This is a genomic window from Streptosporangium sp. NPDC049376, from assembly GCF_044466505.1.
Lineage (GTDB): Bacteria > Actinomycetota > Actinomycetes > Streptosporangiales > Streptosporangiaceae > Streptosporangium.
Genome location: NZ_JBITMT010000001.1, coordinates 997,208 through 1,024,201 on the forward strand (window position 1 = coordinate 997,208; position 26,994 = coordinate 1,024,201).

Genomic DNA, 26,994 nt, shown 5'->3' on the forward strand with positions numbered 1-26,994 from the left:
TACGATCGCTCACAGCGAACACGCTCAACTCCGGGAACAATCACGGGCTCCCATTAATTGAGTCGGTATAACTCAACCTTTGGAGCGCAGATGAGTGAGAGCCTGATCCTCCCGGTCCTGCCCCTCGACGACGAGGTCGTGCTGCCGGGCATGGTCGTCCCGCTTGACCTTTCGGAGGGCGAGGTCCGGGCGGCGATCGACGCCGCTCGGGCACTCGCTGACAACAAGCCCGAGGTGCTGCTCGTTCCCCGGATCGACGGCAAGTACGGTGCCGTGGGCGTCAGGGCCGTCGTCGAGCAGGTCGGCAGACTGCCCGGCGGTGAGCCCGCCGCCGTGGTCCGCGGTGTCGGCCGGGTCCGCGTCGGCTCCGGCACCACGGGCCCTGGCGCGGCCCTGTGGGTGCAGGCGAGCGTGATGGACGTCCCCGAGGCGGGGGAGCGCGCCGAGGAGCTGGCCAGGGAGTACAAGGCGCTGACCACGACCATCCTGCAGAAGCGGGGCGCCTGGCAGGTCGTCGACGCGGTCAACAAGATGGACGATCCGTCGCTGCTGGCCGACAACTCCGGCTACGCCCCCTGGCTGACCACCCAGCGCAAGGTCGAGATCCTGCAGACCGCCGACCCCGCCGACCGGCTCGAACGGCTGGTCGAGTGGGCCCGTGAGCACCTCGCCGAGCTCGACGTGGCCGAGACGATCCGCAAGGACGTCCAGGAGGGCATGGAGAAGCAGCAGCGCGAGTTCCTGCTCCGCCAGCAGCTGGCCGCGGTCCGCAAGGAGCTGGCCGAACTCAACGGCTCCTCCCCGGAGACCGAGGAGGAGGACTACCGGGCCCGCGTCGAGGCGGCCGACCTGCCGGAGAAGGTGCGCGAGGCCGCGCTCAAGGAGGTCGACAAGCTGGAGCGGACCTCCGACCAGTCTCCCGAGGTCGGCTGGATCCGCACCTGGCTGGACACCGTCCTCGACATCCCGTGGAACGAGCGGACCGAGGACTCCTACGACATCGCCGCGGCCCGTGCCGTCCTCGACGCCGACCACACCGGCCTCGACGACGTCAAGGACCGCATCATCGAGTACCTCGCGGTGCGCGGCCGCAGGGCCGAGAAGGGCCTGGGCGTGGTCGGCGGGCGCCGCAGCGGCGCGGTGCTCGCGCTGGCCGGGCCTCCCGGAGTCGGCAAGACCTCCCTGGGCGAGTCCGTGGCCAGGGCGATGGGCCGCAAGTTCGTCCGTGTCGCCCTCGGCGGCGTCCGCGACGAGGCCGAGATCCGCGGCCACCGGCGCACCTACGTCGGCGCCCAGTCGGGCCGGATCGTGCGCGCGATCCGCGAGGCGGGCTCGATGAATCCGGTCGTGCTGCTCGACGAGGTGGACAAGGTCGGCTCCGACTACCGGGGTGACCCGACCGCGGCCCTGCTTGAGGTGCTCGACCCGGCGCAGAACCACACTTTCCGCGACCACTACCTGGAGGTCGAGCTCGACCTGAGCGACGTGCTCTTCCTGGCCACGGCCAACGTCCTCGAAGCCGTCCCCGGGCCGCTGCTCGACCGGATGGAGGTCGTGACGCTCGACGGCTACACCGAGGACGAGAAGGTCGCGATCGCCCGTGACCACCTGCTGCCGCGCCAGCTCGACAAGGCGGGCCTCACCGCCGAGGACGTCACCCTCGGCGAGGACGCCCTGCGCGCCCTCGCGGGCGAGTACACCCGCGAGGCGGGCGTGCGCTCCCTGGAGCGCTCGATCGCCAGGGTCCTGCGCAAGGTGACCGCGAACGTCGCCCTCGGCGAGGCCGAGCTGCCGGTGACGGTGGAGGACCTGGTCCCCTACCTCGGCCGCCCGCGCCACGTGCCGGAGTCGTCGCTTCCCGAGTCCAGCCGGCGTACGGCGGTGCCCGGCGTGGCCACCGGCCTGGCGGTCACCGGGGCGGGCGGGGACGTGCTGTACGTCGAGGCGTCACTGGCCGACCCGGAGACCGGTGACACCGGGCTGACCCTGACCGGCCAGCTCGGCGACGTCATGAAGGAGTCGGCCAGGATCGCGCTGTCCTACCTGCGCTCGCGGGGCGCGGAGCTCGAACTGCCGGTGACGGCGCTGAAGGACCGTTCGGTGCACATCCACTTCCCCGCGGGGGCGGTGCCCAAGGACGGCCCCTCCGCCGGCGTCACCCTGACCACCGCGCTGGCCTCGCTGCTGTCCGGCCGTACGGTCAGGAACGACGTGGCCATGACCGGTGAGATCTCCCTGACCGGCAGGGTGCTCCCGATCGGCGGGGTCAAGCAGAAGCTGCTGGCCGCCCACCGTGCGGGCATCACCACGGTGCTGATCCCGGCCCGCAACGAGCCCGACCTGGACGACGTCCCCCAGGCGGTCCGCGACGAGCTCACCGTCCACACGGTCAGCGACGTGCGGGAGGTGCTGGAGATCGCGCTCACCCCGGCCAAGGTCGCGGAGAAGGCCGTGGCCTGACCTGGGCGATCCCTCGCACGGCCCGTCCCTCCTCACCGGAGGGGCGGGCCGTTCGCCGTGTCCGGACGGCGAATTCCCCTATGGGGGTGATAGGGATCACATGAAATACCGGGAATCCGGGTAGGCCGACCCCGTGTTGAGGCAGACGTGAACGTGGCGAACCAGGCAGACGCGACCCCGCAGGGCCGGGCCGTCTCCCTCGGCGAGCACATGTGCGGGATGCCCCACATGTGTGTTCCGAGCTGTATGCGCTTCAAGCACTAGCTTCGCCCGCCCGTCCTCACGAAGGCCCGAGACCATGACCTGCCCCGCGGACCATCTCGTCCTGCGCCGCCTGTGCCACCTGCCCTTCGACCCCGGCACGCGCTAGCTCCCTCCCCGCCGTGGAACCCGTCGTAGAACCTTTCGAGGACCCGTTCATGTTGGGGAACAGCTGTGATTGATGTGTCAGGCCTGCGCAAGGTCTACCGCGACCGGGGCCGTGAGGTGACCGCCGTGGAGCGCGTCGACCTCCACGTCCGCGAGGGCGAGATCTTCGGCGTGCTCGGCCAGAGCGGTGCGGGCAAGAGCACCCTGCTGCGCTGCGTCAACCTCCTCGAACGCCCGACCGAGGGCACCGTGACCGTGGCGGGGCAGGAGCTGACCGCGCTCGGGGAGGCCCGGCTGCGCCGGGCCAGGCAGCGGATCGGCATGGTCCACCAGCACTTCGCCCTGCTGTCCTCCCGCACGGTCGCGGGCAACGTGGCCTTCCCGCTTGAGGTCATGGGCACCGGCAGGGCCGAACGCGCCAGGCGGGTGACCGAACTGCTCGAACTGGTCGGGCTCGCGGACAAGGCGAAGGCCCATCCCGCCCAGCTCTCCGGCGGCCAGAAACAGCGCGTCGGCATCGCCAGGGCACTGGCGGGCAACCCCGCCGTGCTGCTGTCCGACGAGGCGACCTCCGCGCTCGACCCGGGCACGACCCAGTCGATCCTGGCCCTGCTCAAGAGCCTCAACCGGGAACTCGGCCTGACGATCCTGCTGATCACCCACGAGATGAACGTCGTCAAGACGATCTGCGACTCGGCCGCCATCATGCGCCACGGCAGGATCGAGGAGTCGGGGACCATCCCCGAACTGCTGGCCACGCCGGGGTCCCGGCTCGCCGCCGAACTGTTCCCCCTGCCCCCCGCGGAGCCGGGCGACGTCACGATCACCTTCACCGGGCAGGCCGACGAGCCCGTGGTCTCCCAGGTGGCGCGCACGTTCGACGTGGACGTCAACATCCTCGGCGGAGCGCTGGAGCAGGTCGCCGGGCTGTCCACGGGGCGCCTGCGCCTGCGCCTGGGCGGCGCCCAGCGCGCCGAGGCCCTGGCCTACCTGACCGGTCGCGGCCTGCTGGTCGAGGAGAGCCCGGTGAACGCGCCCGTAACGCTGGAGGAGAAGGCATGACCTGGGACGAGATGGCCCCCTTGCTGTGGGAGAACACCTGGCAGACCGTCCAGATGGTCCTGTGGTCGACCCTGTTCACCGCGCTGCTCGGCCTGCCGCTCGGCGTCGCCCTCGTCGTCACCGACCGGGGCGGGCTGTTGCCCTCCTGGCCGCTGAACCGGGTGCTCGCGCTGGTCGTCAACGTCGGGCGCTCACTGCCGTTCATCATCCTGATGATCGCGGTGATCCCGCTGACCCGGATGATCGTGGGCACGACCATCGGCACCGCCGCGACCGTCGTCCCCCTCACCCTGGGCGCGGCGCCGTTCTTCGCCAGGCTGGTGGAGACCTCGCTGCGTGAGGTGGGCTCCGACAAGGTGCAGGCGGCCCACGCGATGGGCGCCAGCCGTACGACGATCATCGGCAAGGTCCTGCTTCCCGAGGCGATGCCGGGCCTGGTCGCGGGGCTCACGGTGACCGTGGTCGCATTGATCTCCTACTCGGCGATGGCCGGGGCGATCGGCGGCGGCGGGCTCGGCGACCTGGCGATCCGCTACGGCTACCAGCGTTTCGAGACCACCCTCATGGTGATCACCGTCGTGGTGCTGGTCGTCATCGTCCAGCTCGTGCAGACCCTGGGCGACACCGTCGCCCGCCGCCTGCAACGCGGCTGATCCCTCCCACTCCCCCCGGGACCCCGTCACAAGCGGGAGCCCTGGTTTTCCACACCCAAAAGGAGCGCACAATGCGTAAATTCCTAGGAATCGCCTCCGCCGTCACGGCCCTGGTCGTCTCGCTGGCGGCCTGCGGCTCCTCCGAGCCCGCCGCGGACGCCGGAGCCGCCGGGGCCAAGGATCCGTCCAGTCCCGCGGCCGAGGTGCTCAAGGTCGGCGCCAGCCCCGTCCCGCACGCGCAGATCCTGAAGTTCGTCAAGGACAAGCTCGCCGCCAAGGAGGGCCTGAACCTGGAGATCGTCGAGTTCACCGACTACGTCCAGCCGAACGTGCAGCTCAGCGAGGGGCGGCTCGGCGCCAACTTCTTCCAGCACAAGCCCTACCTGGACGACTTCAACGCCTCCAAGGGCACCAAGCTGGTCTTCCTGCAGCCGGTCCACCTGGAGCCGCTCGGCCTCTACTCCAAGAAGATCACCAAGGTCGGCGACCTGCCGCAGAACGGGACCGTGGCCGTGCCCAACGACGCGACCAACCTCGGCCGGGCGCTGAAGCTGCTCGCCGACAACGGCGTGATCACCCTCAAGGAGGGGGCGGGAACCGCCGCGACGGAGCGCGACGTCACCGGCAACCCCAAGAGCCTGAAGTTCCAGCCGCTTGAGGCCGCGCAGCTGCCCCGCTCCCTTGAGGACGTGGACGCCGCCGTCATCAACGGCAACTACGCCCTTGAGGCGGGCCTCAACCCCGCGCAGAACGCGCTGGTGCTGGAGAAGGCCCAGGACAACCCCTACGTCAACGGCCTGGTGGTCGCCGAGGGACACGAGCACGACCCGCAGGTGGTCAAGCTCGCCAAGCTGCTGGCCGGTCCCGAGGTGAAGCAGTTCATCGAGCAGACCTACAAGGGGGCGGTCATCCCCGCGAACTGACCCGGGTGACGGCGGGAGCCCACGGGCTCCCGCCTGGGTATGGACCCCAGTAGGGACGAGACTGCAGCGGGGGACGCCATGACCACATACACCCTGTCGATCGTCGAGGGGGACGCCGGGGAGAAGGGGGAGGACATCTTCTCGCCGGACTCCCCGGTCACCTTCGACGACCTGGGGATCGGCATCCTGATGTGGCTGACCGAGCACGGGTACGAGGAGCCGGGCAGGAAGGTCGTGGTGACCCCGGCCGGTGAGGTGCCGCTCGGCGCGCTCGCCTCCCGGGACGTCGACCTCTGAAGCCCTCGAAGTCCCGGTGACCTCTGCGGCCCTGTGAGCTCACGGTCGCGACGCCGTACGGCACGGCGCGGGCGATCGGCGGGACACGGTTCCGGATCGCTCTGCCGGGGCAGGTGACGGGTCCGAGGTGCCGGACGTCTACCGGAGGGATCTCGACATGACGCAATCCCAGCCCCCTGCCTGCAGGACATGCGGCGCGCTGGTGGAACACCCGGGCCGCCACCGTGAGTGGCACGAGGTCCTCGAACGTCTCGTGCCCGGCCTGGGCGCCGAGCTGGACAGGGCGCACGGACCGGGAAGGACCGGCGAGGGCTTCACCTTCTGACCGTCCCCGGCGGCTGTCTCTTTTGTGCATCTATCGCCGGTATTCCGGGGCATTCTCCGGCGAAATGTCAGGGGTACGCCGTATGGTGCGCACGTGCATCCTCCGCAGCAGCCGTATCCACAGGACGGGCCCCAGCCGTATCCGCAGGGTGGGCCCCAGCAGTGGCCGCCGGCGCCGCCCCAACCGCCGTACCAGCCGCAGCAGGGTCCCTACCAGCAGGGGCCGCAGCAGGGCTCACCGTACGGCCAGCAGCCGACGACGCCGTACCCCCAGCAGGGGCCGCCCCAGGGCTGGCAGCAACCTCCTCCCATGGGGCCTCCTCCCGGCTGGCAGCCGGGCCCGCCCCCGCCGCCCTCGGGGGGCGGCGGCAAGGGGGTCGTGATCGCCGTGGTCGCCGTGGTGGCGGTCCTGATCGTCGCGGCCGGTGGCGCGGTCTACCTCTTCAACCGCAACAGCGGCTCCTCGGTCGCGCTGGTCACGAACGCCCCCGAGACCCCCCGGCCGACCGAGTCGTCCCTGTCCACGGACGAGCCGTCCCCCGACTCCACGGACGAGTCCTCCTCCGACGACCCCGACGAGGACGAGCCGGCCCCGACCGCCTCCTCCTCCTTCTCCTTCTCCCAGGACGAGAAGGAGGACCTGTTCCTGAAGACCGTGCGGCAGCGCAAGGAGCTGAGCGGCGTCGCCTCCAGCAGGCTGGTGCAGCTCGGCAAGGACGTCTGCGGCGCGCTCGACACCGGCAAGAACCTCATCCAGGTCACGCTGAGCAGCCCGGTCACCGACGAGTTCGGCGCCGAGACGTCCGGCTACATCGCGGGCGCGGCCGTCGTCCTGCTGTGCCCCGAGCATCGGGCCAAACTCCCGAAGTAACACGACGACCGTCCGCCAGCGCCTCGGCCGTCCGGAGACCGGTACGGCGAACGGCGAGGCGGTGCGGACATGACGCCGGGCACCGATCGCGGTGCCCGGCGTCGCGTTTGCGGCCTGTCTGGGCCATTTCGTGACCAGGGCCTCTCCGGGCGGCCTTTTCGCAGGGGAAAGGCGTGGCCGCGCATCGACACCCATTGCATAGGAAAGTTTCCTATTCAATACTGTGATCAACGCAGCGTGTCCCCGTCGCGCGGAACCTCCCTCGTCCGGCGATGTGTTCCCCCATGCTTCGCCGGCTCCTCCCCGTTCCGCCCGGCTTTCCCGGACTCTGGAGGTCCTCATGCCCCGCCGTTTCGTCGCGCTCGCCACCGCCGCGCTCGCCTGCTTCGGCGCGCTCGCCGTCTCCGCCACCCCCGCCCAGGCGGCGGTCCTCGAAGTCGTCTACAGCCCGCTCTCGCTCGGGGAGTACTGCGCGGCCCAGGTCAACCCCTACTCCACCATCGGCTTCTACAACGGCGGTCTTGGCTGCTACCGCTGGAACAACACCGGCGGCACGACCTACACGGGGAGCGGGAGCGCCTCCGCCGCGTGCGCCCACTTCCACCCCACCTACGTCTCCGCCGGTTACGCCCAGGGCGGCAGCCAGGCGCTGATCTGCAGGTACACGGTCTGACCCGCCCTCCCTCCGGCGTCCCCGCCCGGCCGTGCCACGGCGACGCCGGAGGGATCCGTTCCTCCCCGCCCACGGCGCTACCTGTTTGGGACCGTCGTTCCGGCTGATGGCCGTGGTGGTCGGAGTGGTGCGTTGGTGAGTCCCGGCAAGGCCGGCGGGCTTCGGGAGATCTCCGCTGGAGCCGCCGCCAATTCTCCACGTCGTTGAGCGTCTCCCGGGCCATCGACAGGAGGGCGCGGGAAAGGGCCGGTCGTTTCCGCCGGTCTTCGTCAATGCGATTGGGCGTCCGTAAAGGGCTCCGGGCCCGCGGTGTTCACGGATTCGTCATTCCTGGGGCTTCTCCTGTCCGGTCACCTGGATTTTCGTTCTCGTCCGAGCGGGCCACGAGCGGCACCTGGGCGCCCAGGCCACAGGGACGGCGTCGTTTTCTTTCTCCCAAATACGCGAACCCGGTGAATTCATGGCCAAATAGAAGGGGAAGTGTCGATGGCATGATTTCGGGAGGCGAATTCTGGTGCCGGATTACCCGCCGAAAATCATCGAGATCGTCGATGAGACCGGCCTGGGTGAGATCGTTGACTGTTTCCGTCAGTCGGTCCTGGCGGAAGCGGGAATTGTCGTCGTTCTCACGCTCCTCGGAGCACCGGGGATTCTGATCGGTGACGATGTCGGCAGGGCGATGGGTGCCGTGGCCCTCGGGCTGGCCCTGCTCTGCGTCCCGCCCCTCTGGCTGAAGGCCCGCAGGCGGTTGTACCTGTGCTCCAACGGGCTGCTGCTCACGACGGGGGACGCCGTCCTGAAGCGTCTGATCGCCTGGGAGGACGTGGCCTACGTACGAAAGTGGACGACCCGGGTCTACCAACGCGGCGGTTCCCAGGACGTCGAGCGGTGCATCCTGATGCTGAAGAACGGCGGGAAGCTGAACCTGGCCAGACCCCCCTACGCCCGGGACGAGGAGCTCACGGCGGCCATCGAGCACTACATGTCGGAGATCAGCTATCCGCGCAGAGCGATGGAAATCGCCGAAACAGGCAGCTCCACCTTCGGTCCGATCACTGTCACCGCCGAGGGCGTGCGTGACGGCGACCGGCTCGTACGCTGGTCGGAGATCACCGGCCTCGAACGTGCACGAGTGCGATTACGTATTTGGACCGGCTTCGGCAGACCGGCCATCTCCCGTCAGGTCAGGACGATCCCCGATGTGGCGGTGCTGGTGGCTCTCGTGGCGGAGGGCGTGGAACGGCATCGACTCCACCGGCAGGAGCCTTCGGCGGACACCTAGGACGGCGGACACCTCACGCGGGCACCGGCTTCCTGGGCGCGTTCGCAGGAGCCCGCCGACGGTTTCCGGCCCGCCCCGGAGCCCTCACCCGGGGCGGGCCGATGCGATTCGTCCGGGGCGCGGCCGGGCCGGGCTCGATCACGTTCCGGCCGCCGGGAGCCTTCCTGGCGGCCGGAAGGACAACAAAAGGGGTCAAGCCTGGGGCGGCCTGTTATTCGGCCGATCCCCTGCACGGGCCCGGTCCGGATGTTTTTTCCATGATCCTTCCTCCGGCCGACCGCCTCTGAGCACGGCGGATAAAGGGGACGTGAGAGAAGGGAAGGGGCTCCGATCATCCTCTTAACCTGCGCTTACGTCCCACCCACCTATGCGCTGCGCATCGTATCACCTGGTCGTCTTCCACCTATACGCGAAAAAGTTAAGCGGTCTTTCCGCACTTAACTCAGGCGCAAAAAGGTCAAAAAGGTGCGGCCCCCCATGCAGCATCACCTGCACGGAGGGCCGCATGAGGCGCCCCCGAGGTCTCCCCTCCAGAAGAGCCCGCAGGGCGCCGGGCCCGGCTCCTGGCAAGCGACGACAGGAAACCGGGGGTCTGAGTCAGTCGGGCTCGTGTCCCCCGTCCGGGGACGTCGAACATGAGGCCACGGCGCGGGCGCTCACCCACAGCCGCCCCAGCGCCGAAGACGAGGACACAATCCGCCGCCCGCAGTGCTTACATTTCCGGACGCCCGGGACCTGCGAGAGGTCATCGGGGACGCGGATCCGGTAAGAGCGCCACGCGTCGTACGGCCCCAGGAGAAGCCGCAGTCTCTCCTGGTCGTCGGCGCGGCTCACCGGGTCTCACCCGACGGCGCAGACCCCTGACGGGGAACGGGCAGGGCCCAGATGGTCACGATCCCGGACCACGAAGCGTGGATGGCCGGCCACCTCTGGTCGGTTGGGGCCGGGGGCTCCGGGAGGTCGCGGGTACGGCGCCGACGGCCGTGGAATTTCTGGGGGTGCTGGAGGTCATCGCCCATGGTCAGGACGCTACGGCCACCCGGATCCCAGCCTGAAGGACGTTGACTTAAATTGACAGCCTCGCCCGCGCAACCTCCACCAGGGCCCGGGCCTCCGCCCCGTACACCGCTGCCGCCTGCATCGCCGCGAACGCGTGCGCGTACACGGCGACCTCCGCAGGCTGCGTGACCGTCAACTGAGCGCTCGTCGTCTCCACCCGCACCAGCTCGTTGTCGAAGACCACGAACCCTTCGCCCGGCCCGATCAGCCGCGGCCCGGCCGCAGGGATGATGCCGAGACTGACCCGCTGCATGCTCATGACGTCCAGCAGACGGTCCAACTGGCCGGCCATCACCTTGTCGTCGCCGAACCGTGTGAGGAGCACCTGCTCCTCCAGGACCACGAGAAACCGGCGCCCCCCGAAGTACAGCACCCGTTGCCGGTCCATCCGTGCCGTGACCGCCGCCATGACGTCGTCAGGCAGGTCCCGGAACCGTTGCCGGGACCGGAGAACCGCCTCCGCGTACTCGGCCGTCTGCAGCAGCGCGGGCGGTACGCCCGGTTGGTAGATCCGCAGCAGGGCCGCCCGCTCATACAGCGACGCGCTCGCCTCCTGACGGCGCCGGAGGCCCGTGCGAAGCTGCCGCCGCCACTCGACGTAGGCGGAGTCGATGCCGCGCACCGTGGCGATCAGGTCAGCCAGCTGGTCCTCAGCACCACAGTGCAGGGCCCAAGCGCGCAAGTCCTTCTCGGACGGCCCGCGCTTGCCGAGCTCCAGCTGCGTAATTTTGGACGGGTGCCACCCGGCCAATGCAGCAAGCGCCCGCCCCGTGAGGTGCGCATCCTTGCGGATCTCACGGAGGCGGGCGCCGAGCGCTTGCCGGGCCTGCTCAGCCTGCTTGGACATCAGGTCAGGCGGTGACCGGCTTGTAGTCGGCGTGCGGAATCCCCAGAGGCCACAACAGGTCACGCACCCGCACGCAGTCAGCGACGACGGCTGGGTCCTCGACGAGTTCCATCCCAGCCGCGCGGCCTTCGGCGTCGACCAGGTTGACCACGATGGAGGTCTCGTCGAGGAGCCACCAGTCGCGCCCCTCCACGGGCAGAGCGAGGTCGGTCGGGAACTGGTGGCGGGGAAGCCACCGGATGTCCTCGCCGAACTCCACGTTGAAGGTGGTCCCTTCGTGCTCCCACCGGATGTAGTCGGTGTGCGGCTCGGTGACCACCCTCACGCGCCGGACGGTGCGGCCCGTGCTGGTGATGCCCTGCACGAGCGCCCCCCACCCGCTTCGGCGGGCCGTGATCTCCTCGTCTGTCTCCGGGATCCCGGCCAACCACCGGGTGAAGGGGCCCGACTCAGCGGGGACGCCGTAGACGTCGCGCAGCTCCAGGTGGAACGCGCCGTGCTTCACGTTGGCGAACCGGGCCCGCCACTCGTCACGCTCCAGCTGCACCGGCGTACTCCTCCCGAACCGCGTCGCGCAGCCCCAGAGCCACTTCGATGACGGTCTCGAACTCCGCGACCGGCTGCAGGGAGAGACGCGCCTCGGGGTCCGTCACCTGGCGTCCACGGATCAGGTAGGTGTCCTGGCTGGTGCGGACGATCTCGACGGGCTGGCCGTCACCGGGGGAGCTGAGCTGGCCGCTGTTGGCCATGCGGGTCATCAGTCGACACGGCACTTCCACAACAGCCGGGTTCGAGGTCTGCCACCCCTGCACAAGGTAGGTGCCGGAGTCCGTGTCGTACAGGCTCGGACATTCGTCGTCCTGGCTCTCGGGGTCCTTGCCGAGGAACGTGATCTTCATGTGACGCCTCCCGAACGTAGAGGTCTCATGGTCGGGAGCATCCCACGCGGCGCTGCTCAACGGCGGCCAACACGACGAAAAGCCCCCGCCCGCCCTCACAAGAGGACGAGCGGGGGCTCGCGTCCCACCCTTCGCCACGGGTGAGGCCACGGTACGCCTACGGAGCCGAAACGGCTACAGGGTGTGCAGAGGCCGATCCGAGTGCGTGCCCCGCGCGGTCGCCTGGTAGGTCGGCACCCGGGTGGAGCCGAGCAGGACGCCGATGATCGGCCACCGCCGCTGCAACGTGCTGACGACCACCTGGTAGAGGGTGACGCACACACCCCCAACAGCCAGGATCAGGCCGGTCGCCTCCGCCGGGTCCAGGGTGAGGCCCTTGGTGGCGAGCCACGCGATCAGGGAACCGACGGCGGCCGGGACCGCGGTACGAATCCAGCTGAGAATCAGGTCGTTCACGGTTCTCCTCCAGGGGAGCCAGGGCCGCCGCGGTGACGGCCAGGGGTGGGATGAGTTACCGGACACCGGCCCGCCACGTCGCGGGCCCGACAACGCCGTCGTCGACCAGCCGGTGGGCCCGCTGGAACGCACGCGTCGCCGCGTGGCTCTTCGCGCCGTAGTAGCCGTCGATCCGCACAGGGAAGGCTGCTCGGGTGAGTGCGGCCTGCCAGGTGCGGACATCCTGACCGGACATGAGCGGCGCCCCGGTGACGTACTTGAGGAGGCGGCCCGGCCACGGCGGCGGCCCGTCCTCCTGCCCGGCGAGGAGCCGCTTCGCGCGGGCGATGATCTCCCGTTTCTGCGCGACGATTCGCGCGCCGGGACAGGCCAAGTGGCCGCCCCACGCCGCACCACCCATCCCGTGGTGGCCCAAGCCGCGGCCGTTCGGGTCGTTGGTGGCCTGGAGTGGTACGCCGTGCTCCTGGTGGGCCCAGGCGAGGATGCGGGCGCACGCGTCGAGCTGCTCGTCGGTGAGGACGTCGCCGCCCCGGCCCTCGTTCTCGATCGAGATCCAGGACCGGTTGCCGGTGCCCTGCGCCCACGCCCGATCCTTCGTGTCGACCCACTGGCGAAGCTCGCCCGCCCGGCTGGTGCCGAAGTGGCTCGACGCGGACGCGGCAGGGTTCCGGAACCACGCGTCGGTCCCGGTCAGTGTGCCCGCCATGATGTGCAGCACCACGCCACGCACCTCGACCTGGCCGTACCGGGTGTAGTTCACAGAGATGGGGCGCCACTGCGCGCCGGGCATCCTGGCCATGGTCATACCTCCGGAGGGAAGTCGGGGGTGGTGAGGGCGTGCTCGACGCGGCGGACGCTCGCCTCCACACGGTTGACGACATCGCGCGTCGACTGACCGCCGTTCGGTTTCAGCTGCGCCTCAATCACCTCGGTGCGTGCCTCGATCTGCTCCAGGCGCGCCATCACGCCCGGCCTGGCCGGAACCCCTGGCCTGGCGGGCTCTCCCTGCCAGTCGTCCAGCCAGTCGTGGACGCGCTTGACCAGGCCGAAGAACTTGACGACGACGGCGGCGCCCCCGGCAAGGGTGGCCAGTGCCACGCAGACGGCCAGGATCTCGGTCACATGGGCTCCCGTTTGGAGGGGTGACGGATCGCACGGATCCGTCACAACGGTGGTAGGTGGGTTGACGTGCGGAAACGTGCGGCTGTCGCGGCACCGATGACGGATGACAGGTTCCGTCGCGTTCCCGCCTTACGCGTACGCGTGCGCGCGCACGTAAGGCGATAACAGGAGAGGAACTGTCATCTGTCATCGGAGGCGACTCTGGGAGCGTGTTTCGCCAGGTCAGATGGCATGAAGGGCCGATGACAGATCTGTCACCGGATGGAAGGGGGCGTCCGCGCATCCCTCAGCGCATCCTTCACGCGGACGCCCCCAGCTCAGGTCGCCAGGATCGGCGGGGACGTCGCCCGCATCCTGGTCATCAGCGTGGTGACCGTGGTGTGCAGGTCCAGCAGCGCCGCCCGCATGTCCCCGCCCCACCCCGAGTTGTAGGAGCTCGGGGCGGACCCCACGATGAACGCGGCCGGGTTCGACGTCGCCGGGATCTGCGGAGGCGTCAGAGGCCTCGTTGTCCCGGTTCCCGACCGCCACCAGGCCGCCCCGGACGACGAGTACAGGACGATGCCGCCGGTCGGGACGTCTGGAGTGGACGGGCTGTCCGGGATGAAGAACTCCGAGGACGCCTGGGTGACGGGGGTGCCCGTCGTCCGGCGGAGCAGGGCCTCCAGCTGCTCCACCCGCCGCTCAAGGTCCTTGATGATGCGGGTCTGGTCCAGCGGGTACGGGTCAAGAAGCTGGCTCACTCGGCTACCTCCTGCTCGGTGACGAGGTCGACCTTGTCCTTGCCGACTCCGCGGGTGGACGGGGTGATGCTCCAGGCCAGCAGCCGCTGCCTGAGGTTGAAGGAGGCGCCGCCCTCGGCGGTGAGCGGGTACCTCGGGTTGTGGAGGATGAACCGGGCCATGTCGCCCAAGCTGTTTGGGCCGAGGGTGGAGCCGGTGCCGAGAATCACACTGGCGGAGAACACCGGCGGAGCCCCCGGAGCCCTGGACGCCCAGTACGCCGCGTAGTCGTCCAACGTGGCGAGATCCGTGCTCGCGGTCGGGTGGGGGATCCGCTTGTCGACGATCGGCCACCCAGCCGCGATGTGCGGCGTGACGACCAGGCCGGACCGTACCGCGGAAGAGTTCCGGGTGACGTCGGTAGCGGGCGGGGTGCCGCCGACGACCCCGTACCGGGTGCCGCCCAGCAGCGCCGACCGCTGCTCCCGCCACGTGACGATGTCCCCGCCGTCGACAGCCTCGACAAACACGTGCTCACCGTCCGGGTTCACGATTTTCGGGGAGCCGAACTCCATGCTGCGGATGATCGCCCCGTCGACCACCCGGGGGTTGACGACAGACTCGAACCCCGTGGTCGACCTGGCGTAGTTCTCCAAGATCCGCCCGTAGAAGTCATCGACGCGTGCGTCCAGGTCCCGTTCCACCCCGGACAGACCCGGCTGCAAGGACAACCCGATGTCGCTGCCCGGGGTCGCCTGCATGTGCAGCACCAGCTGCCGGGCGACGTCGAGCTGGTCACCTTCGAGGGCAAGGTCGGCGGTCAGGGCGACGGAGTGCAGGTACCCGTCCAACGTGGTGCCCTGCAACTGCATGGTGACCGTGCCGCGCTCGGAGCGCTCCGTCACCGCGGTGTGGATCCAGTAGATCCCCCACAGGACTCCTTGCCGCCAGCAGTGCACGACGATCCGGCCGGGCCCGGACCGCAGATCCGTCACGTCGCGGGGGATGATCTCGTCGATCCGCCGGCCTTCGGTCGTGTTCGGGATCGGCACCGTGCCGGTCCAGTTGCCGGGTGCGGCGATGCGCCGGTCGAACGTGCACTGGGACGGGGTGATGTCGCCCCGGTATCCGCCGGTCAGGAAGTCGTGGACGGTGAACCGCCAGAACGCGACACCCTTGCCGGGGGTGAACGCCGGGAACGTCGGTGTTCCCGGCTGTTCCACCACCACCGACGGCACAAACAGGGTGAACGCGTGCGACGCGGTGAGCGCCGGGATGGGCGCCATATCCACCGGGTCGAGCGGGGCGGAGGACACGGCTTGTCGTACGGCGAGGCTGCCGGTCATCCAGACGGTGGACTGCAAGTCGAGGCCGTCGTACCCGGGCAACTGCGCCCAGAACACGCTGCCGCCGACCTGCGGGACGCCTGCGCCGTACCGGATCTCCAGCCCGGATCCTGCTGACGGGGCCAGCGCGGGCGCCGTCGTGCCGGGCAGCTGCGCCACCATGATCCCGGTCGAGGTCGCGGCGCGGACGGCCAGGATGAACACCACCACGTCCGGGCCGGTGCCGCCTTGGGTGACGGTGTACGTGTCCGGCTCGTCCGCGGTCGCGGTCTTGTAGTAGATCTTCGTCCCGGACCAGCCGGACCCTGCCGCTGAGGTGAGGGTCTGCCACGCGCCGCCGCCCGCGATCGACAGGCTGCTGACGGGCGCGCCAGCGTCTGACGAGTGGAACGCGATCAGCAGGTCACCGACGCGGACTTCGCCGCGGGAGGCGGTGCTGGAGGCGCCTTGGATGGGGGTGGCGGCGACGGAGCGGACGGAAGCGATCGCCATCGTTCACCCCCTCGGTTAGATGTGGGCGTGGCGCCACAGCACGGTGGCTGGTGGGGCGCCGCCGGGGACGGTCTGGTAGGAGACGTCGGTGAACCCGCGGCTGAGGGTGAAGTCGGGGACGGACAACGACGCGCCGGTGAGGAACTTCATCTTGGAGTCGTCGCCGATCGCCGCGGTGCCGCGCTTCACGTCGATGATGAGCGTCTCCCCGGCCTCGACTTGCAGGTCGAACTCCAGCACCCGGGTCTCTGCGATCTGGCCGAGGTTGTCGAGCCGGTCCGCGGTCAGGAGCGGCCGGTCCGACGGGCCCGGGATGCGGATCAGCGGGCGTGTGGGGGCGTTCCCCGCGTTCGCCAGGGACTGGACGGTTCCGTCGGCGATGACGGCACTGACGAGCTGCCGGGAGTACAGGCGGGGGTCGGACAGCTCCCACTGGAGGATGACCGGGGCGAACCCGAGCCTGTACCGCTGGTTGATGTCGACGTGCCGGCGGATCACCGCCCCGTCCCCGACGTAGATCGTGCCGAGGACCTGGATGGCGAGCGGCCACTCCTCGTCCCCCTCCAGGATCGGGGTGGCGTCGCGGAGGCCTTCGGCGACTTCCTGCACCATGTCCCGGGGGGCTTTCAGCTTGCCGGTGAAGGTGATGATGCGGGCCTGCGACAGTTTCCGGCCGGGCAGGGATCCGTGTGCGTTCGGGTTCGGGACGTTGCCGTTGTCCACCCCGGGCAGGGCGATATCGGCGCCGTCGAGAGTGTCGAGGCCGATGTAGGTGCCGCCGCCGATCCGGTAACCGTTGAAGCTGAGTTGTCCGGGCCCGGTGAGATCGTCGCCCGGGTTGACCGGCACCGACACCAGCGGCGTAGGGACCGTGGCCGTGGCCGCGACCGGCGCCGGGGTGAGGTTCACGTTTTTGAACGCCTGCACCGTCGGGGCAGGGACCGTGGCTGTGGCCACGACGGGGTTCGGTTCCACCAGCGTCGGGAGGTCCCCGATGGTGAACACCTCGGGGGCGGGGAGCACCCACGGCGCCGATACGACGCTTGGGGCGACCGTGCGGCCCGCCGAGATGGCCGGGGCAGGTAGCGTCCACGGCGCCGACAACACCCCTGGGGTCACGTTGGCGGGGATCGTGCGCTTCGGGATCGTGTCGATGACCTGCGCGCCGTACCCGATCGGTGCGGACGAGGCGGCCACGCTGGACCCGGTCAGCGTCGTCTGGTTCGATCCTCGCCCGGTCCAGTCTGCCACCGTCTGCCCGGTGGTGGATTGGTCCAGCACCCACATCGCCGACGGAGCCGCGGAGATCCAGGCGTTCAGCGAATGTGCGAGGTTCTCAATCTCGCTATCGCTGAGGATGCGGCGGATGATCGCGGCGGCAGCAAGATCACCCGACATGTCGAGGCCGAGGTTGACGACTGCTGACCCCCCGGCCGCAGCCCCATCTAGCACGGTGCTGTCACCGTCGCTATGGCTCCAGACACCCGTGCTGTACACGTACTTGTGGTAGCGGGGAATGGCTGACCCGGACGCTTTGGTAGCGGCGTACAGGATCCAACCGTCCCCCGCCGACACGTTGAACGACGGGACCGACAGGCCGCCAGAAGTCGTGACCAGCAGTAGGGCGTTTTCGGAGAGCAGGAATCCGGGGATGGTGTCGCCGGACACCCAGAGTGGGGAGCCGTCGGTGGTGGCGGTGAACCGGACCACGACCACCCATGTCGTGTTGGCGAGGGTCAGCGTGGACAGGTCGCCGACCGAGCAAACGAGGCCGCTGCCGCTGGTGAAGGTCCGCGCCACAGAGACCTCCCGTCAGATGGTGGTGTAGTCGACGGCGACGGCGACGACTTCCATGTCGCCGGTCGCGGTGTCGGAGACGGCGTCGCGGGCGAGGTAGACGATCACGAAGTCCCCAGCGGCCAGCGAGTCGGCGTTGGTGAGGGTGAGGGTGATCTCGTCGAGGTACCCGGCGGTGGCCGGGACCGTGATCGCGGAGGAGCTGTTCGCGGAGCCGAAGGCTTTCGCGTCGACGTCGGTCGCGTCGCCGTCGGACACGGCGGCGATCCTGCCTTCGACGATGACGTTGCCGGTGGTCGCGCTGGCCATCTTGTACTGGACTTTCAGGACGGGCCCGGACGCGTAATCCACAGGCATCCGGAACGACCACATGATCTGTTCTTTGGTGGTGGCGTCGAACGCGGCCTGCAGGAAGTACGGCGACGGTGCGGCCGCCGAGGACTTCACCCGTTGGAGGGCCGGGGCCGCGTTGCTGCTGCTGCCGTCAGGCAGGGTCGCGGCGCTGAGGGGCAGGACGATGGTGCCGGTTGCCACGCTGACCTCCTACGGGGTGCAGTCGAGCACGGCGATCCCGTTCGCGTGCCACGTGATCAAGAAAGTCCCGTCCTGGGTCTCCTTCGGGGCACCGAACCAGACGGCGAGGAACGCGCGGTTGGTCTTGTTGGGCCAGTAGTGCAGGACGCCCTCGGACGTGATGGTGCTGTTGTCGAGCTGGACGTTGTCGGCGTCGAACCGCATCGACCCGGAGACGACGGCCAGCGTGGTGCCGGTCAGCGTCGGCCCGCCGGCCGTGTACCCGGCGCCGCTGCTCTGCCCGGAGTTCCACGGGGCCGTGTTGTAGGCCGTGTCGGTGTCGAAGTTCGGGGTGACGCTCGACCCCCAGAACGCCACCTTGGAGTCTTCCGCAGTGAGGTCGATGGCCAGGTTCGTGGGGTCCCACTGGTCGATGTGCGTCGCCACGAACAACCCGCTCGCGGACCATGCCATCAGGCACCTCCAGGGCGCATCGCCTGGCCGCGACCCCGCACCGGTCGGGCGGCCACCGTCACATCGCCGCCCCCGGACGGCGTTGGAGGCGGGGGAGTCCAGTCCGGGGCCTGCCCGACTGCCCGGCACAGCACCGCGGCCTCAGCCTCCGCGGCCTGCCGCTCGGGGGAGCCGTCGGGGTGTTTGGCGGCCTCGCTCCGCAGCGTCTGGATCCGCGCGATGGTGCGGAAGAACGCCCTGAACTCGTACATCCGCCCCATCGCGTCGCGGCGCGCGGCCAGCGTCTCCGGGCAGGGATTCTCCTCGTACGCCGCCTTCGCGGCGGCCAGGAGCTCGGACTGCTCGGCGCACGCGGCCAGCATTTCCGCCTCCGCCGCCGCCCGCGCAGCCCGCTCCTGAATCGTCAGGTCCGTCACGCTTTCACCTCCTGAGGTCGGGCGGCGCCGGTGACGAGGGGCGCCTGCACATGGACGTCCTGGTGGTCGCCCCGGGTCGAGGACCGGTTGGTGACGGTGGTGATGGCGCCGGAGTCGGTGCGCTCCGTCACCCGCCGGACCGTGCGGCCCGCCTCGTCCCGCCCCTCCCGGCGGACGGGTCGGGATCGGCCGGTCGCGAACTGCAACGTTCGGATCTTCTTGGCGAACGACAGTTCGCCGTCACTTCCGGGCATGGAACCGCCTTTCGTGCATGGGGGAGCAGGTCAGACGCCTGCGTGCTTGAGGTACTCGAACCCGAACTGCGCGCCCAGCTTCGGAATGTCGGCGTCGCTGGAGATCGTCGCGTTCGGCATGTTGACCGTCACGGCCGGAGCGCCGCTGCCGAAGGTGCCGGTCGCAGCCCCGGCCTCCTTGCCGACCGCGTAGTCGCCGGAGTTGAACCCGGCCACCGAGTTGATGGGGATCTTCGTGGTCGACGCCGAGGCCGCCTTCGCCACGGAGTCCCCGCCCAGCGTGGAGGCCTTGGTGGCGCCCGCGACGGCCTTGGTGATCAACGCTGTCAGCGTGGCCGTAGCAGCGCCTTCACGGGCCTGGATGCCTTGGATGAGGCCGTCGACCGTGTAGCCGCCGATCTCCGCCATCACCTGCGACGGTGACTTGATTTTCAGCTCTTTCTTGATGGCGGCGACGAGCGCCTTAGCAATTTTCGCCATCTCGGCGTCGAGCTTCTTCAGGGAGTCCTGCAAGCCCTTGAGATATCCCTCGCCCGACTTTTTGCCGACGTCATACAGGGCGTCCGCGCTGGACTTCCCGAGTTTCTTGCTGGCCTTATCCACGGCCGCCTGCGCTTTATTCAGCGCCTTAATCTCGGAGCCGTCCGACCCGACCAGCATTTCCGCGAAGCTGGCGCCCTTTTCGACGCCCGCGTCAATGATGTCCTGAATGATTTTCTTGTTCAAGCCTCGTTTCGCCAACTTCTGAATGTCGTTGGCGAAACTGTTGATCGCGGACGCCTTGCTCTGCAGCTGAGACGCCATGTCCCCGGCCCCGGTGATGTCCTCCGCCTTCAGGCCGGTGATCGACGCCCATTCCTCGGCTGACCCGGCGACGGTCTTCGCGTACTCCTTCGCCGCCGCCAGCTTCTCGACCAGCTCCTGCCGCTGCTTCGCCAAGGCGGCCAAACTGTCGTTTCCGCCCTTCACGAAGTCGAGCAGACCGTCCATCACATCTGGGCGACCCTTGAAGGCCTTCTTGATGTCCTCGACCATCTTCTCGACGACCGACTTGGCGTTCTCGCCTTCCTTCGTCAGGCCGACGATGAGACCCTTGACGGTCCAGTGGCCGATTTCCTCGAAAACCTTGGACGGGGAATGGATTCCAAGTGCGTTCTTCGCGGCCGTGACCGCCGAATTCACGACGTTCCTTGCGGAATCCGCGAGCTCCCCGGCCTTCGCCCGGACGCCGTTGATCATGCCTTGGATCAGGTCGCGACCAGCCTGGAGCAGCCATGTGCCGACATTCGCGAACGTCGTATTTATCTTCTTGGGGAGGCTCTGCACGTACTTGATGGCGTCCTGCACGCCATCATTAATGGCTTTCGTCATGCGATTCCAAACGGCGACCGTGTCGGAACGCAGGTCTTCCCAGCCTTTCGAGGCGGACGATTTCACCGCGTCAATGCTGCGCTTTACCTGGTCTTCCACTGCCTGCCACAGGGAGTCCCAGATTTTCCGGAGACCGGCTTTTATTTCGTCCATGTCGCCGGTCAAAACGCCCTTGGCGATTTTCAGGGCCCCGCTTACTGTTCCCCAGAAGCCATTCCAGATGGACAGGAAAGTGTCGACCAGCCACGTGACGGTGGCGATCACATCGTCGCCGTACTCGTCCCACAACTCCTTGGCGATGGTGAGAGCGTCGCTGACGGCTGAGCCGACCTCCGACATTCCCTCCTGGAGCTTCGCGCCCCACTCGTCGATCGTGGCCTTATTCTGCGAGACCCATTCCTGGACATCGGCGACGACGCTGTCCCACAGCTCCCCCAGTTGGGAGGCGAATTCCTGAACTTTCTGCAGGGCGCCGGAAAACTCGAACCCGGTACCGACCTTGTCGGCGAAGTCTTCAATGGCTGGAAGGACTTGGCCGCCCAGGAATTCGGTGATGTTTTGCGAGATGGATCGCTTGAATTCCTCAATGCGATTCGACGCCGTGTCGTGCAGGGCGTCTCCAGCCCTCTTGGCGGCGCCGCCGACGTCATCGAGCGCGTTCGACATCGGGCGGAGTGCCGCGAGAGCGTCGATGTTGCCGAGGTCTTCAAACTGGGTGCCGAAAAGGGCGACCGCGACCTGCTCCCGCTTCACCGGGTCGTGAATGCTGAGGATGCCGTCGAGGATCTGCTGGAAAGCCTTCTTCGCGCTGGGGCCACCGGCCAAGATTTTCTTGGCCATGTCCTCGGCGTTGAGGCCGAGGGTCTTATAGGCCGCGACGCTGGAGGCCGACATGTCGACGCTGCGGATGCGGAATTCCTTGAGGGCGTCGCCAGCTTTGTCGAGCTGAATCGTGCCGCCCTCGGCCGCCTTGGCCAGGATGCCGAAAGCCTCCTCGCCGCTGATGCCGAGGCCCTTGAAGAACACCGAGTATTCGTCGGCGGCGTCGAGGAGGTCCTCGCGGACCGCAGCCGGGACCTTCTGCAGGGAGGCGGTGATGAGGTCGAACGCCTCGGAGGCGTTCTTCGCCATCCCGGTCTTGAGGAGGATCCCGACCGACGCGACCGACCGGTTGACGTCGATGTCGAAGATCTTCGCCAGGTCCAGAGCCTTGGCCGTGGTGGCCTGCAGGCTGGACTGGCTGACCTTGCCGACATCCACCAGCGTGGACCCGACCGCGCCCAGGGCCTCGGCGACCTCGTCCATGCTGTCGCCGTACGCCTGCGCGTACAAGGCGCCGGCCGCCTTGCCGAGCTTCTCCGACTCCTTACCCGTCGCCCCAAGCTGCGCGACCAACTTCGCCTTCGCGGCCTCCGCGTCGAGCGCCGACTCGAAGCCGCTCATCAGCAGTTCACCGATCGCGGCGCCCGCGGCCGCCCACCCGAGACCCTTCAGGGTGGACATGAAGCCATCCCCAGCGGCGGCGACGCGTGGCCGGCCGGAGCCCTCGGCGCCGTCGCCGAACTCCTCACCCGCGCCTTCACCGCGGCGGCGGGCAACCCTGCGGGCCTCGTCGAGGCCGTCGTCGAGGCCGTCGACGAGCTGCTCCCCGGCTTCGCGGCCGACGCGGTCGACGTCCCGAACCCCGGCCTGCAGATTCTTGACGAGCTGATCGCCCGCGCGTTTCCCTGCTTCCTGGGCGACGTCGTCGAGCTCGTCGAAGGCCGCGTCGATCGCGGCGTCGAGCTCGGCCGCGAACTGGTCGGCTTCGTCGAGCATCTCGTCGAAACTGGCGTCGAGCGCGGACTCGAACCGGTCGAGCTCGCGGATCGCCTCGGAGGGGTCGAGCCCGTCGCGGATCGCCTGTTCGATCTCGTCGAGGCTCTTGACGACGCTCCGCTCCATGGACGCCATGGAGCTGGTGGTCGAGGACTGGAGCTTGGACAGATCCTGGCCGATAGCCCTGGTGCCGCTGGTGAAGTCGCTCTTGTCGAGCTGGGCGTAAGCGACGAGCTCGCCGACGGTCAGAGCCACGAGGGATCACCCCCTCGCGGTCTCGTCAGTCGTCGAACTCCGCCTGGTCGGCGGGTGTGGAAACGTCAGGCTCGCGCTCAGCGCGCAACACCCGGAAGATGCGGCTCTTCGGCTCGGTCAGCAGACCCAAGACGCGGACGCGCAGCCATGCCCCGGTCCGGGCACGGAGCAGGCCAGGCTCGCCCAGATCCACCCCGTACGTCTGGTGGAGGTCAGCCTCGATCAGGGCCCAGCGGGTTAGGAGGTCTTCCCAGGTGATCCCGCTGTCCTGCGGCTCCGGGTCGTACCACTCCCGGATGCCGGTGACGGGGTCGATGGGACCGCCGCCGGGGTCTCCTCGTCGTTCGTCTCCGAGGTCGACGTCAGTTTTGGGAGACCGCCCTGCCACACTTCCATGGCCCGCTCCTCGCCATGCAGGTGCCAGTTCAGGGCGGTCGCGCCACACCGTCGAATCTGCGGCCACGCCGCGCCGTCGGCCACCAGTTCGTCATACACGGCGCCAAGAGACCGCCGGAGGAACGAGGCCTCAGACCGGTCGTCGAGGATCTCCTCGTCGTCGCTCTGGGCAGCGGCGGCTCTGTCGCGTACGCCGGTGAAGTGCGCGGTGAAGCGCGCCCAGGTGTCAGCGTCCATCGGCTTGACCTGGTAGACCTTGGTCTGTCCGGCCGGGCGGGATCCACGGGCGGGGAGGGGGACGGGCAGGTCGAGCGTCTCCCCGAGAGATGCGTCGAGTTCGGGAAAGCGAGGCATAGGAGGGGGCCTTTCTTACGCTGCGGGGTTGGTGATCGCGGTGCGGGCGCCCTGGCCGTTCAGGGTGAAGTTGAACGGCTCCAGGCCAGTGGTCGGTCCGCCGCCGCCGCCGTACTGCACCGACACCAGGCCCTGCCACGCGTCCGGCGCCCCATCGCGCCTGTAGTACCGGATCTCGATCGTGGAACCGACGCCGACCAAGTTTCCGGCGTCGAGGATGGCCTGCTGACCAGGGTCGGCGACGAAGCTGCTCGGCGAGGCAGCGTCCCTCTTCCTCTTTCCCTCGCACTCCAGCCGCCACTTGCGCTGCGTGACCTGGTCGGACCCCCACCCGTTGCTGTCGAAGTCGGAGTCGTCCTCGACGGTCGACTCGATCGTCTCCTTGAAGCTGGTCATGCCCTTGACGCGCGTCCACGTGGGCGCACCCGAGGTGCCGGTGTTGACGTCCAGCGCCCACGCGCTGGCGAGAAGGCTCTGATTGGCCATGGTGTGATCTCTCTCCCTATCCGGGGCGGTGCGTGGTCGGGCGGTGGACGAGGAGCCGGTAGGAGTCGGCCCGCTCCCGCCGGTCGAGTCCGTCGACCCCCATGGGGGCCTGGATACGGCGGGTCATGAGGAGGATCCCTGCGGCCGGGGCCTGCCAGCCCTGCAGCGCGTCGAACGCGGCGTCGGCGATGTCGTCGACGACCCGGGGATCCTTGGTGCCACGGATGCGCAGCTGGACGCCCTGGGTGCCGTCGGTGTTGGCCGGGTCGTCGGCGTCCTGGTCCACGCCGTAGCAGGCGAGGGCGATGGCCCGATCGGGCTCGGTGGGGAGGCGGCCGAACACGATCGCCGTTTCACCCTCGGTGTACGTTGGCCCGTTCAGCCGCCAGACGCCGGCGCCCGCGGCGTGCAGTTGCTCGGCGATCGCGGTAAGAAGCGCGGTGGTCCAGCTCATTGGAGGGCCCGCCGAACCTGCGCAGCCACGATCTCCAGACCGACCTTCGCCTCGGAGTCCCACGGATCTTCCAGGTACTTCGCCTTCCGGCCACCGTCGTGCTGGAAGTCGAGGCGCTCGTGCTGGATCGTGGCGTACGGGGTGTCGTAGGAGACCGCGCCGGTCAGGCTGGCCCGATCCACGGACGCGACCCCCGACCGCTCCAGAGTCCCCTCCTCGTGGGGCACCTGATCGCGGCTCACCTGAAGGTTGTGCTCCATCCACAGTTCCAGGCCGTCGGCCGCGGCCTCGTGCACGGCCTGGTCGACCTTGCCGAGACCGTCCAGCTTGAGCTGAGAGCGTTGCGGCATCACGGGCCTCCCTACTGGAGTACGACCTCAAGGTGGTCCGGGGTCGGCAGGCCTCCGCCGTCGCGCCGCGCGGCCATGATGACGGTGCTGGCGCGGTCGCCGATGACGACCCGGGACCCGGCCGGACAGGTCGTGTCGAGCGGCATGAAGATGGTCGTCTCGCTGATGACCTCAGCTCCCTCGGCGTCTCGGACGAGGCGCCGCTTGGCGTCGACGAAGCACCGGACCGGCACCTGTTCGCCGTACTCGGGGCCGAACGGACCCTCCCCGGTGAGGGGCTCGACCAGCACGGTGTGGCGGAGGAGCCAGTCGGGGATGGCGCCCATCAGCAGCTCCAGGTCTGGGGTGCGTGGCCGGTGAGCCCGGCGGCCTGGAGGACGGCGTAAGCCTGCGGGGCGAGGCCGGACGAGGCGGCGCTTCCGCTGTTCGTGCCGCCGCCCGAGGATCGGCCGCCGAGCGTGACCGACCCGATCGTGACGGTGCTGTAGATCGGGGTGACGCCGGACCCGTCTTCACCGGCCGTGGCCCACGCGGCGACCTGCTCGCACGTGGCGTTCCGGAGCGCGGTCTGCACCGCGGCGTCGTCCGGGTCGTAGACGGCGCACAGCAGCGCCTGGTCGACCACGCGGGACGCTCGGGTCAGGAGCAGGTGGGCGTTGGTGGGGGGCGTGGAGAGGTAGGCGGCGAGGTCGTCCACGGTCGCGTACGTCATGTCACCCCCACCAGGCTGAGATACGTGGTCTCCGTGCCGTAGCTGGCCGGGTTGAAGGAACTGGGCAAGCCGCCGCCGCCCGCACCCGTGTAGAAAGCCCGGCGCGGGCCCGAAGCGGACGGGCCTCGGCAGAACCAGCTCGATTGCGCATCGTTCGCGCTCGCCGGGTACGGCATGACCAGGTCAGACATGCCGCCGAAGATCAGCAGGATGTACACCATGCGCGGCGTGCTCTGGGCGGCGATAGGGCCGCCGACGAGGGCCCCTCCGCGCCATCCGGCGGCCGTCCACAGCGTGGAATCGTCCGCGGTCGCGGCGACCAGGACCCCTTCGTCGGTGTAGAGACCGAGTCTGTTCGGGACCGCGCTGGCCGCGTAGGTGCCGCCCGCCCGCACGGCCGCCCAGAGGCGGGTGATGGTGACCCCGGCGGGGATCTCCATGCGGCTGCCCAGGATCGTGTTGGCCGAGGCACCGGACCCCAGCATGAAGGTCTCGGGATCGCCGGACGCCGCGAGCAGGCCGTACGCGGACAAGGGGTAGACGGGGCCGCCACCCGACCCGCCACCGCCGCTCGGGGGATCGGCCCACTTCAGGCCGGACGTCTGCGCAGCGTCGGCGGTGAGCACCTGGCCGTCGCTGCCGACGCCGAGACGGGCGACCGTTGCGTTTCCGGTCGCCGCGAGGAGGTCGCCCTTCGTGGTCACCGTGCTCTTCGGCACGGCTCCGACGATCCGCGAGTCGTCCCCCGCAGCGACGGTCCCAGAGGTCGTCCCGACCGGGAGCCGAGCCACCGTGAGAACTCCGCTGGTGATGTCCCCACCTGCGTGGGAATGAGCCGTCGGGGCGTACGCAGCGGCCCCCTCCGCACTCGTGAGGTACTGCGGGTGAGGGTCAGCAGCGCCGGTGTGCGAGGTCATCAGCGACGAGGCGGTGCCCGCCGGATCGTAGGCGCCGGTATGCGTGTGAGCTGCGGTGGAAGCGCCCACGTCGCCCGCTCCGAGCACGACGACGCCGGTCTTCCCGTTGACCGAGGAGACCGCGTCGCCTCCGCTCCCGGCGGGCAGCTGGCTCGTAGGGACGAGCCCGTCCGCGCCGAGGGCGGCGTATCCGTTGGGCTGTCCGCGTCGCGCCGCCAGCTCGTACCGGGCATCTCCAGATGTGACTGTGAGACCCACGTCGGCCCGGACGCCAGGGATCGAAACGAGCACTTCAGACAGTGTGTGCGTCCCTGTGGCGGGGACTGTGATGGTGTGCCGCCGCTCACCCTCGGACACCGTGTAGTAGGCGCCGTCAGGGTAGGCGAGCGACTCCGTGGGGGTGAGGGTCAGCGACCACACGCCGTCCTGGCCGGAGGTCGTGGTGACTTCCTTGACGATCTCCCCGCCCCCGACCAAGAAGGTCGCCGCGGCGACGAGGTGCGCGGTCACCTGCACACCGGAGACCGGGGCGCCGGACGCGTCCTTGACCGTGTTGGTGATGGTGGTCAC

30 protein-coding genes are annotated in these 26,994 nt (G+C 69.1%); 9 read left to right on the forward strand and 21 right to left on the reverse strand.

The features are described 5' to 3' along the window. The first annotated feature begins 90 nt into the window (after window positions 1-90). The 9 genes from lon (at window position 91) to ACIBVQ_RS04525 (ending at window position 8,914) form a co-directional block, all read left to right on the forward strand. Entirely contained in the window at window positions 91-2,460 is a 2,370-nt protein-coding gene (gene lon / locus ACIBVQ_RS04485) for an endopeptidase La (protein ID WP_352009242.1), read from the forward strand. A gap of 435 nt (window positions 2,461-2,895) precedes the next feature. Then, the gene (locus ACIBVQ_RS04490) at window positions 2,896-3,891 is read left to right on the forward strand and encodes an ATP-binding cassette domain-containing protein (RefSeq protein ID WP_352009243.1); all 996 of its coding nucleotides are present in this window, start codon (window positions 2,896-2,898) and stop codon (window positions 3,889-3,891) included. Further along, window positions 3,888-4,544, forward strand: coding sequence for a methionine ABC transporter permease (locus ACIBVQ_RS04495; protein ID WP_352009244.1), 657 nt, complete (start codon window positions 3,888-3,890; stop codon window positions 4,542-4,544). Before ACIBVQ_RS04490 ends, ACIBVQ_RS04495 begins: the two co-directional genes overlap by 4 nt. A 71-nt stretch (window positions 4,545-4,615) precedes the next feature. Beyond that, window positions 4,616-5,467, forward strand: coding sequence for a MetQ/NlpA family ABC transporter substrate-binding protein (locus tag ACIBVQ_RS04500; RefSeq protein ID WP_399175554.1), 852 nt, complete (start codon window positions 4,616-4,618; stop codon window positions 5,465-5,467). A gap of 78 nt (window positions 5,468-5,545) precedes the next feature. After that, window positions 5,546-5,764 (forward strand): hypothetical protein, encoded by a 219-nt coding sequence (locus ACIBVQ_RS04505; RefSeq protein ID WP_352009246.1) that lies wholly within the window; start codon window positions 5,546-5,548, stop codon window positions 5,762-5,764. Window positions 5,765-5,921: 157 nt separating this feature from the next. Then, on the forward strand, window positions 5,922-6,089 hold the full coding sequence (locus ACIBVQ_RS04510; RefSeq protein WP_352009247.1) for a hypothetical protein: 168 nt from the start codon (window positions 5,922-5,924) through the stop codon (window positions 6,087-6,089). A 93-nt stretch (window positions 6,090-6,182) separates the two neighbouring features. Further along, window positions 6,183-6,959 carry a DUF732 domain-containing protein gene (locus ACIBVQ_RS04515; protein WP_399175557.1) on the forward strand — a complete coding sequence of 259 codons (777 nt, stop codon included), beginning with the start codon at window positions 6,183-6,185 and terminating at the stop codon, window positions 6,957-6,959. Between the two features lie 340 nt (window positions 6,960-7,299). Then, window positions 7,300-7,632, forward strand: coding sequence for a hypothetical protein (locus tag ACIBVQ_RS04520; RefSeq protein WP_362916763.1), 333 nt, complete (start codon window positions 7,300-7,302; stop codon window positions 7,630-7,632). A 514-nt stretch (window positions 7,633-8,146) separates the two neighbouring features. Next, entirely contained in the window at window positions 8,147-8,914 is a 768-nt protein-coding gene (locus tag ACIBVQ_RS04525; protein WP_399175559.1) for a DUF6585 family protein, read from the forward strand. 1,066 nt (window positions 8,915-9,980) lie between these two features. Here the strand turns inward: ACIBVQ_RS04525 and ACIBVQ_RS04530 are convergent. The 21 genes from ACIBVQ_RS04530 to ACIBVQ_RS04630 all read right to left on the reverse strand — a co-directional run bounded on the left by ACIBVQ_RS04530 (window position 9,981) and on the right by ACIBVQ_RS04630 (window position 26,994). Next, entirely contained in the window at window positions 9,981-10,820 is an 840-nt protein-coding gene (locus ACIBVQ_RS04530) for a helix-turn-helix domain-containing protein (RefSeq protein ID WP_399175561.1), read from the reverse strand. A gap of 4 nt (window positions 10,821-10,824) precedes the next feature. Further along, a complete protein-coding gene (locus ACIBVQ_RS04535; protein WP_399175563.1) occupies window positions 10,825-11,367 on the reverse strand; it encodes a DUF6879 family protein in 543 nt (180 codons plus the stop codon). Further along, window positions 11,351-11,719 (reverse strand): hypothetical protein, encoded by a 369-nt coding sequence (locus tag ACIBVQ_RS04540; RefSeq protein ID WP_399175565.1) that lies wholly within the window; start codon window positions 11,717-11,719, stop codon window positions 11,351-11,353. Before ACIBVQ_RS04540 ends, ACIBVQ_RS04535 begins: the two co-directional genes overlap by 17 nt. Window positions 11,720-11,893: 174 nt before the next feature. Next, window positions 11,894-12,175: a hypothetical protein gene (locus ACIBVQ_RS04545; protein WP_399175567.1), complete on the reverse strand. Its 282-nt coding sequence runs from the start codon at window positions 12,173-12,175 to the stop codon at window positions 11,894-11,896. A gap of 55 nt (window positions 12,176-12,230) precedes the next feature. Next, window positions 12,231-12,974 carry an N-acetylmuramoyl-L-alanine amidase gene (locus ACIBVQ_RS04550; protein WP_399175569.1) on the reverse strand — a complete coding sequence of 248 codons (744 nt, stop codon included), beginning with the start codon at window positions 12,972-12,974 and terminating at the stop codon, window positions 12,231-12,233. 2 nt (window positions 12,975-12,976) lie between these two features. Further along, on the reverse strand, window positions 12,977-13,297 hold the full coding sequence (locus tag ACIBVQ_RS04555) for a hypothetical protein (RefSeq protein ID WP_352009256.1): 321 nt from the start codon (window positions 13,295-13,297) through the stop codon (window positions 12,977-12,979). Window positions 13,298-13,614: 317 nt separating this feature from the next. Beyond that, window positions 13,615-14,040, reverse strand: a complete 426-nt coding sequence (locus tag ACIBVQ_RS04560; protein WP_399175571.1) for a hypothetical protein — start codon at window positions 14,038-14,040, stop codon at window positions 13,615-13,617. Then, window positions 14,037-15,857: a hypothetical protein gene (locus ACIBVQ_RS04565; RefSeq protein ID WP_399175573.1), complete on the reverse strand. Its 1,821-nt coding sequence runs from the start codon at window positions 15,855-15,857 to the stop codon at window positions 14,037-14,039. The genes ACIBVQ_RS04560 and ACIBVQ_RS04565 overlap by 4 nt, the downstream gene beginning before the upstream one ends. 15 nt (window positions 15,858-15,872) lie before the next feature. Further along, entirely contained in the window at window positions 15,873-17,573 is a 1,701-nt protein-coding gene (locus tag ACIBVQ_RS04570) for a hypothetical protein (protein ID WP_399175575.1), read from the reverse strand. A gap of 96 nt (window positions 17,574-17,669) precedes the next feature. Beyond that, window positions 17,670-18,188, reverse strand: a complete 519-nt coding sequence (locus ACIBVQ_RS04575; protein ID WP_399175577.1) for a hypothetical protein — start codon at window positions 18,186-18,188, stop codon at window positions 17,670-17,672. Between the two features lie 9 nt (window positions 18,189-18,197). Further along, window positions 18,198-18,641, reverse strand: coding sequence for a hypothetical protein (locus tag ACIBVQ_RS04580; protein WP_399175579.1), 444 nt, complete (start codon window positions 18,639-18,641; stop codon window positions 18,198-18,200). After that, on the reverse strand, window positions 18,641-19,057 hold the full coding sequence (locus ACIBVQ_RS04585) for a hypothetical protein (protein WP_399175580.1): 417 nt from the start codon (window positions 19,055-19,057) through the stop codon (window positions 18,641-18,643). The genes ACIBVQ_RS04580 and ACIBVQ_RS04585 overlap by 1 nt, the downstream gene beginning before the upstream one ends. After that, window positions 19,054-19,311, reverse strand: coding sequence for a hypothetical protein (locus tag ACIBVQ_RS04590; protein ID WP_399175582.1), 258 nt, complete (start codon window positions 19,309-19,311; stop codon window positions 19,054-19,056). Before ACIBVQ_RS04590 ends, ACIBVQ_RS04585 begins: the two co-directional genes overlap by 4 nt. Before the next feature lie 30 nt (window positions 19,312-19,341). Then, the gene (locus ACIBVQ_RS04595; protein ID WP_399175584.1) at window positions 19,342-22,755 is read right to left on the reverse strand and encodes a phage tail tape measure protein; all 3,414 of its coding nucleotides are present in this window, start codon (window positions 22,753-22,755) and stop codon (window positions 19,342-19,344) included. A 25-nt stretch (window positions 22,756-22,780) separates the two neighbouring features. After that, the gene (locus tag ACIBVQ_RS04600; RefSeq protein ID WP_399175586.1) at window positions 22,781-23,143 is read right to left on the reverse strand and encodes a hypothetical protein; all 363 of its coding nucleotides are present in this window, start codon (window positions 23,141-23,143) and stop codon (window positions 22,781-22,783) included. A 377-nt stretch (window positions 23,144-23,520) separates the two neighbouring features. Beyond that, a complete protein-coding gene (locus tag ACIBVQ_RS04605) occupies window positions 23,521-23,991 on the reverse strand; it encodes a phage tail tube protein (RefSeq protein ID WP_399175588.1) in 471 nt (156 codons plus the stop codon). Between the two features lie 16 nt (window positions 23,992-24,007). Beyond that, on the reverse strand, window positions 24,008-24,445 hold the full coding sequence (locus ACIBVQ_RS04610) for a minor capsid protein (protein ID WP_399175590.1): 438 nt from the start codon (window positions 24,443-24,445) through the stop codon (window positions 24,008-24,010). After that, window positions 24,442-24,795 carry a hypothetical protein gene (locus ACIBVQ_RS04615; RefSeq protein WP_352009269.1) on the reverse strand — a complete coding sequence of 118 codons (354 nt, stop codon included), beginning with the start codon at window positions 24,793-24,795 and terminating at the stop codon, window positions 24,442-24,444. The genes ACIBVQ_RS04610 and ACIBVQ_RS04615 overlap by 4 nt, the downstream gene beginning before the upstream one ends. 11 nt (window positions 24,796-24,806) lie before the next feature. Further along, window positions 24,807-25,121, reverse strand: coding sequence for a hypothetical protein (locus tag ACIBVQ_RS04620; RefSeq protein ID WP_399175592.1), 315 nt, complete (start codon window positions 25,119-25,121; stop codon window positions 24,807-24,809). Next, complete coding sequence (locus ACIBVQ_RS04625; protein ID WP_399175594.1) at window positions 25,121-25,507, reverse strand: hypothetical protein; 387 nt, start codon at window positions 25,505-25,507, stop codon at window positions 25,121-25,123. Before ACIBVQ_RS04625 ends, ACIBVQ_RS04620 begins: the two co-directional genes overlap by 1 nt. After that, window positions 25,504-26,994, reverse strand: a complete 1,491-nt coding sequence (locus ACIBVQ_RS04630; RefSeq protein ID WP_399175595.1) for a hypothetical protein — start codon at window positions 26,992-26,994, stop codon at window positions 25,504-25,506. The genes ACIBVQ_RS04625 and ACIBVQ_RS04630 overlap by 4 nt, the downstream gene beginning before the upstream one ends.